This is a genomic window from Ramlibacter sp. (assembly GCF_028292805.1).
GTDB lineage: Bacteria > Pseudomonadota > Gammaproteobacteria > Burkholderiales > Burkholderiaceae_C > Ramlibacter.
The window spans coordinates 1-5,127 of record NZ_JAQGLS010000188.1; the positions used below are offsets into that span (position 1 = coordinate 1).

Here is a 5,127-nt window from a genome sequence, read left to right on the forward strand (position 1 = left end):
GCCGCGGCGGCGCTTGTTGCGGCCGCGTTCGGCGCTGTCGGGCTCGCGCCGCTGCTGCGGCTGGCTCAGCCCGGGCGCGCCGACGGCGCTGCCCAGCGCCTGGATGTCGCGCTCGTCCAGTTCCATCCACACGCCGCGCTTGAGCCCGCGCGGCAGCACCATGGCGCCATAGCGGATGCGGATCAGGCGGCTGACCGCATGGCCGACCACCTCGAACATGCGCCGCACCTCGCGGTTGCGGCCTTCGTTGATGGTGACGCGGTACCAGACGTTGGAGCCTTCGCCTCCGCCCTCCTCGATCGAGCCAAACGCGGCCCGGCCGTCCTCGAGCGTGACGCCGTCCAGCAGTTTCTGGCGCTCCTCGTTGTTCAGCGCGCCGAGCACGCGAACGGCGTACTCGCGCTGCAGGCCGAAGCGCGGGTGCATCAGCTTGTTGGCGAGTTCCCCGGAGTTGGTGAACAGCAGCAGGCCCTCGGTGTTCAGGTCGAGACGGCCGACCGACTGCCACTTGCCGGTGGGCAGCTTGGGCAGCTTGCGGAACACCGTCGGGCGGTTTTGCGGGTCGTCGGTGGTGACGACCTCGCCGATCGGCTTGTGGTAGGCGATCACGCGTGCCGGCGGTGGGTCGATCCGCACCTTGATCGGCTTGCCGTTGACCTTGATCTGGTCGCCGTACTGGATGCGCTGGCCGATGTGGGCCGGCTCGTTGTTGACCGAGATGCGCCCTTCCATGATGAGCTGCTCCATCTCCAGCCGCGAGCCCAGGCCCGCTTGCGCCAGCACCTTGTGCAGCTTGGGCGTTTCCGGCTGCGGCGCCAGCACGCGCTTGTCCAGCGCCACGGCTTCCGGGTCCTCGGCCTCGGCGTCGAAGCGGCCCGAGAGCACGTCCTCGAACGGGTCCGTCGCCTCGAAGGCCGGCACTTCAGGCGCCCGGGGCGGACGCTGTCTGCGCGCCGGCAGCCGTTGGCCGTCGACGTCGTCTTCATCCGCGTCGTCGCCGTCCTCGTCGCTGGCTTGCGGCCGGGCCGGGGCGGCGGCGACGGCGGCGGATTCGGCGGGTTCGGCGGGTTCGTCAGCCGGCGGCCGTGCCCCCTCCTCGCCGTTGGTGGGCGCGACCGGCGCCGGCGGCTCGGTGCCCTCGCGGCCTGCGGCGTCGTCGGGAGGCGGGGAGGCCATGGCTTCGGTGGGATCGTTCATTCTTTACGTCTCGATGGCTTGCGCCGCGCCGCCGCGGTCGCCGCTGGGGCCCGGGCCCGGCTCGGCCGCCGGCTGGGCAGCGCCGTCGCCGGAAGGGGAAGGAGTGAGGAGATCGGGCTGGCCAGCGCCGATCGCAAGGGTGGCCTGCGGCTCCAGGCTGGCGGCCAGCGCTTCGAACACGCCGGCCTGCTGGGCCGGATTTTGCAGCTCGGGCAGCTGGTCCAGCGACGCCAGCCCGAGGTCGTCGAGGAACTGGCGCGTGGTGGCGAACAGTGCCGGCCGGCCGACCGCTTCGCGGTGACCGATCACCTCGACCCAGCCGCGGTCTTCCAGCTGCTTGATGATCTGGCTGGTGATGGTGACGCCGCGGATGTCTTCCATGTCGCCACGCGTGACCGGTTGCTTGTACGCGATGATGGCCAGCGTCTCGAGCGCGGCGCGACTGTAGCGGGGCGGCTTCTCGGGATGCAGGCGATCGAGGTACTCGCGCATTTCAGGGCGGCTCTGGAACCGCCAGCCGGTGGCCACGCAGACCAGTTCGACGCCGCGCCGGGTCCATTCGTGCTGCAGCTCCGCCAGCAGCTCCTTGAGCGTGTCGGCCCCCAGTTCGTCACCGAACAGAACGCGCAGCTCCCGCACGGACAGCGGCTGCTGCGCGCAGATCAACGCGGTCTCTAGGACACGCCGGGCGTCCGCCGTATTCATGGTCTTGTCGGTGGTCCGGGAGTCTTGCCTTGCAAGAGACGCCACCTTTCAGCCGGGTGGCGCCATGGAAACCCTGGAACGGACGCGCCTGTCAGGCTGCCGCCGCGGGTTGGCTCGTGAGCCATTCGGATTCATTGTAACGCAGCCCCCAGGCGGACCACGCCTGCTGCAGGTCGGGCGGTAGCGGCGAATGGAAGGCCAGCGGCTCCCCGGTGACCGGATGCGCGAAGGCCAGCCGGAAGGCGTGCAGCGCCTGCCGCTGCAAGCCGCCGACGGGCGCGCCACCGTACAGGGCATCGCCGACGATCGGGTGGCCAAGGTGGGCCAGGTGCACGCGGATCTGGTGCGTGCGGCCGGTCTCCAGCGTGCAGCGCAAGGCGCTGCCTTCCGGCGCCTGCGCCAGCAGGTCGACCACCGTGGCCGCGGCCTTGCCGGGGTTGCGCTGCAGATCGACCACCGCCATGCGCAGGCGATTGCGCGGGTCGCGGCCGATCGGCGCCTCGACCCGGCGCCGGGCCGGGCCCTGCCAGGGCCGGTGGACCAGCGCCAGGTACTGGCGCGCCACCTCGCGCGCCGCGATCATGGCGACCAGGCGGTCCATGGCCTGGCGCGTGCGGGCCACCACCATCAGGCCGCTGGTGTCCTTGTCCAGGCGGTGCACGATGCCGGCGCGCGGCAGCGTGCGGGCCCCCGGATCACGACCGAGCAGGCCGTTGAGCAGCGTGCCGCTCCAGTTGCCGGGCGCCGGATGCACCACCAGCCCGGCCGGCTTGTTCAGCACCAGCAGGTGGGCGTCCTCGTGGACGATGTCCAGCGCCAGGTCTTCCGGCTGGAAGGCCTGGCTTTGCGGGGTGGGCCGCAATTCGACCTGGCCGGCATCGCCGGCGCGCACCTTGTGCGACGGCTTGGTGGCGGGCTGCCCGCGCAGGGCGACGGCACCCGCCTCCATCAGCTGTTGCAGGAAGCTGCGGGAGAACTCGGGCAACAGCACGGCGAGCGCGCGGTCGAGCCGCTGCCCGTGCAGCGGGGGGTCCACCGTGAAGGCGCGGATTTCCAGCTCGGGGCCGGGTTCGTCCAGCAGGTCGTGGTCGCCGGGGAGGTCCGCGGCGGAGAAGGTGGGGTCGGTCGATATAATGGCTCGGCCCTTTAGGAAGAGAGTTACGCGTGCGTCTGCCAGGCAAATTATCGATGTTCTCCGCCCTGTTGGCCGCGTTGCTGCTGGCGGGCTGTTCTTCCACCCCCGACGAGGACAAGACCGCCGGCTGGAGCCCCAACAAGCTCTACGCCGAAGCCAGGGACGAACTGAACGCGGGCGCCTACGACAAGGCGGTCCCGCTGCTGGAAAAACTCGAAGGCCGGGCCGCCGGCACGCCGCTGGCGCAGCAGGCGCAGCTGGAGCGCGCCTATGCCCACTACAAGGCCGGCGAACAGGCGCAGGCGCATGCCACGCTGGACCGCTTCATCAAGCTGCATCCGGCCAGCCCGGCGCTGGACTACGCGCTGTACCTCAAGGGCATCACCAACTTCAACGACAACCTAGGCCTGCTGTCGTTCATCTCGCGGCAGGACCTGTCCGAGCGCGACCAGAAGGCCGCCAAGGAATCGTTCGAGTCGTTTCGCGACCTGGTCGCCCGCTTCCCGGATTCGCGCTACACGCCCGACGCCCGCCTGCGCATGACGTACATCGTCAACTCGCTGGCCCAGTACGAGGTGCACGTGGCACGCTACTACTACAGCCGCGGCGCCTACGTGGCCGCCATCAACCGCGCCCAGGCCGCCCTGGCCGACTACCGCGACGTGCCGGCGCTGGAAGAAGCGCTGTTCATCCTGGTGCGCGCGTACGACGCACTGGGCATGACGCAGCTGCGCGACGACACGCGCCGGGTGATGGAGAAGAACTATCCGGGCAGCGAGTACCTCACGCGCGGCGGCAAGGGATCGAGCGACCCGTGGTGGAAGCTCTGGTAGCCCCGTAACCCCGTCGGTGTGCAGCTTTGCTGCGCACCCTCGCGTCATAGGATCTGCTCTGACGCTGTCCCCGGCGGCGCCAGGCTCTCCAGCGCAGCCTCGAACTCCGCCTCGTCCTGCAGTCTGCGCATCGGCGGCAGCGCGGCCAGCAGGCGGCGGCCGTAGCCCATGGTGGCCAGTCGGGTGTCGCACACCACCAGCAGGCCGCGGTCGGTTTCGCGCCGGATCAGGCGGCCGGCGCCCTGCTTCAACGCCACCGCCGCTTCCGGCACGAAATAGTCGTTGAACGGGCTGCGGCCCTGCTCCTGCAGCCGCTGGCCGCGCGCCTCCACCAGCGGGTCGCCCGGCGGCGGGAATGGCAGCTTGTCGATGATCACCAGCTCCAGCGCGTCGCCCGGCACGTCGATGCCTTCCCAGAACGACGCGGAAGCCACCAGCACGCAGCCCGGGCGGCCGTCGGCAGCGCCCTCGCGGAAGCGCTCGATCAGCCGCCGCTTGGGCCACTGGCCCTGCACCAGCACCTCGACCTCGCCGGTGCCGTCGAAGCGCGCCTGCAGCTGCTCGCCGATCGCGCGCAACGCGCGCAGCGTCGTGGTCAGCACCAGCGTGCGGCCGCCCAGGCGCTGCACCGCGCGCTGCACCAGCGCGGCGACCGCGCCGGTGTGGGCCGGATCATTCGGCTTGGGCAGCTGGCGCGGGACGTACAGCGCCGCCTGGGTGGAATAGTCGAACGGGCTGGCCACGCGCAAGACCTCGGCCTCGCCCAGTCCGCAAGGCTCGGTGAACCACGACAGGCGGGCGTCGTCGCCCAGTGTCGCCGAGGTGAAGATCCAGCTGCGCGGCACCGCCTCCGGGTCCGGCTCGGCGTCGGCCTTGAGCAAGCGTTCCTGCACCGCCTTGGCGATGTCCAGCGGCGACTCGATCAGCCGCAGGTGGGTGGACACGTCCAGCCAGCGCACCGAGCCGACGGCGGCGGCGCCGGCGAAGCCGCGCACGCGCTGCGCCAGGGTGGCGGCGCGCTCGTGCAGGCGCGCGAAGTCGGGGGCGATCTCGCTGACCGTCGACAGCGCGTCGAGTGCACCATCGAGCGCCTGCTCCACGGCCTCCAGCCCCTCGGCCCATGCCGACGGATCCACGCCCTGCGACGTGTCCCCGGTCCAGCGCAGTCGATTGCCGGCGCTGCTGCGCCCGACCACTAGCCGCAGGTCGCGCGCGGAGCGCTCCAGGCCGGCGGCGCATTGCTGCCAGTCCACCAGG

The 5,127-nt window shown here is 71.2% G+C and carries 5 protein-coding genes; 1 reads left to right on the plus strand and 4 read right to left on the minus strand.

Going from position 1 to position 5,127, the window contains the following annotated elements:
- The 3 genes from JWP65_RS11500 to JWP65_RS11510 all read right to left on the minus strand — a co-directional run.
- Positions 1–1,197, minus strand: a 1,197-nt coding sequence (locus JWP65_RS11500) for a pseudouridine synthase (protein WP_299763803.1), incomplete at its 3' end; no start/stop codon positions are given.
- Positions 1,198–1,200: 3 nt separating this feature from the next.
- A complete protein-coding gene (gene scpB / locus JWP65_RS11505) occupies positions 1,201–1,902 on the minus strand; it encodes an SMC-Scp complex subunit ScpB (protein ID WP_299763805.1) in 702 nt (233 codons plus the stop codon).
- 91 nt (positions 1,903–1,993) lie between these two features.
- The gene (locus tag JWP65_RS11510; RefSeq protein WP_299763811.1) at positions 1,994–2,959 is read right to left on the minus strand and encodes an RluA family pseudouridine synthase; all 966 of its coding nucleotides are present in this window, start codon (positions 2,957–2,959) and stop codon (positions 1,994–1,996) included.
- Positions 2,960–3,090: 131 nt separating this feature from the next.
- Here JWP65_RS11510 and JWP65_RS11515 point away from each other — a divergent pair, with 131 nt between their 5' ends.
- A complete protein-coding gene (locus JWP65_RS11515) occupies positions 3,091–3,870 on the plus strand; it encodes an outer membrane protein assembly factor BamD (protein WP_299763807.1) in 780 nt (259 codons plus the stop codon).
- A gap of 44 nt (positions 3,871–3,914) precedes the next feature.
- Here JWP65_RS11515 and JWP65_RS11520 read toward each other — a convergent pair.
- On the minus strand, positions 3,915–5,127 hold a 1,213-nt coding region (locus JWP65_RS11520; RefSeq protein ID WP_299763809.1), incomplete at its 5' end, for an ATP-dependent DNA helicase.